The 1,353-nt window shown below is 69.7% G+C and carries 1 protein-coding gene; it reads right to left on the bottom strand.

What is annotated here, in order from left to right:
* On the bottom strand, window positions 1-1,212 hold a 1,212-nt coding region (locus G6030_RS14810), incomplete at its 3' end, for an amino acid permease (protein WP_182643643.1).
* Window positions 1,213-1,353 lie beyond the last annotated feature (141 nt).

Genomic DNA, 1,353 nt, shown 5'->3' on the forward strand with positions numbered 1-1,353 from the left:
GATGAGGATGATGCAGACCGAGGACAGGGTGGCGAAGATCGCGGAGTTGCCCACGTTGACCAGCAGGATGGCCATGCAGGCCAGGCCGATCAGCACGGACGGCACGACCGGGGCCCCGGTGCGCGGGTGGACGCGCGAGAGGGCCGGCGAGAACGGCAGCCTGCCGTCGCGGGCCATGGAGAACACGAGCCGGGACGACGCGGTCTGGATGGCGAGCGTGCAGATGAGGATCGCCACCACGACGTCGGCCAGCAGGACCTTGCCCCAGAAGTTGCCGAGCACCGAGTTGAGCACGTACGGCAACCCCTCGGTGGCCAGGCGCCCGTCGGTCAGACTGGGCGCGGCCATCAGGGCGCCGAGGATCATGAGCCCGCCGCCGATCGCCGACGCGGTGAGCGCCATCCGGATGGTCCGGGGCGCGATGCGGCGCGGGTTGACGGTCTCCTCCGCGAGTTCGCCGGCCGAGCCGAAGCCCACCATGACGTAGGCCGCCATGAGCCCGGAGATGATCCACGACCAGATGTACCCGGGCTGCTCCGCCAGGCCCGCGGTGTCGAAGACGACCTGCGGCCCGCGGACGGCGTGGGTGAACAGCGCCAGGACGACGGCGGCGACGCCGACGATCTCGCACGTCACGCCGATGTTGTTGACGTACGACATCCACCTGACGCCGACGAGGTTGATCACCGTGGTGATCACCAGCAGCACCGACCCCAGCAGCACGGCGTTGGCGGCCCCCGAGGGCGAGGTGAGGGCGGGGTCGTCGCCGATGATCTGGAAGCCGGACCAGATGCTCGGCAGCACGACCTGCAGGGCGATCGCCGCGGCGGACGCGGTGACGATCTGGGCGAGGATCATGAACCAGCCGCCGAACCAGCCCACGATCTCCCCGCCCATCCGGCGCGACCACTGGTAGATCGCGCCCGAGAGCGGGTACCGCGCGGCGAGCTCGGCAAAGCACAGGGCCACCAGGAACTGGCCGGCGAACACGATCGGCCACGTCCAGAAGAACGCCGGGCCGCCGAAGCCGAACCCCAGGCCGAACAGCTGGAAGATGGTGGTGAGGATGGAGACGAACGAGAACCCGGCCGCGAACGAGGCGAACGTCCCGAGGCTGCGGTGGAGCTGCTGTTCGTAGCCGAAGTCCGCGAGGTCGTCGTGGTCGCCCCGGCACTGCGGAGCCGGGGCGGTGAGTCCGGTCGGATCGCTCATGTGGCGGATCTCCTCTCGGGGCGGGGGCGGTGCGACGGGCGGGTCGGTGCGACCCGGGATGCGGCGGCGCCGTTTCCTGTCAGGCGATAGTTTTCTCGGCGCGCATGACACCCGGGTTGCGCGATGTTTCGTTCCCATTAA

Source organism: Dietzia sp. E1 (assembly GCF_014145015.1).
GTDB lineage: Bacteria > Actinomycetota > Actinomycetes > Mycobacteriales > Mycobacteriaceae > Dietzia > Dietzia cinnamea_A.